Origin of the sequence: Bradyrhizobium sp. UBA2491 (assembly GCF_002341725.1) — a bacterium.
Taxonomy (GTDB): domain Bacteria; phylum Pseudomonadota; class Alphaproteobacteria; order Rhizobiales; family Xanthobacteraceae; genus Bradyrhizobium.
This window is the reverse complement of record NZ_DDOP01000046.1, coordinates 453-673: the sequence shown is the minus strand read 5'-3', so window position 1 is coordinate 673 and position 221 is coordinate 453. Positions and strand designations below refer to the sequence as shown.

The following is a 221-nucleotide window of genomic DNA, read 5'->3' as shown; positions in this document are numbered from 1 at the left end:
CGACGGCGCGATCGACAGCACCGTGAGCAGCGCGATCAACTGGATCGCGCGCTCGGTCACGCCGCCATTGCCGCCGCCGAGATTGATGGAGATGTCCTGCGCCATCGCCGGGCCAGCGAACAGCCCGGCGGCGATCAGGACAGCGATGAAAAAAACTCTACGCGGGACGGTCCCCGATCTCACGAAGGGGACTTCGGTCGGCCGAGCAGCGAGGCCATCTC

General features: G+C 66.5%; 1 pseudogene. It reads right to left on the bottom strand.

Annotated elements, in window-relative coordinates:
- Nucleotides 1-221 (bottom strand): annotated as a pseudogene (locus B2W55_RS15400) (hypothetical protein); the annotation flags it as partial.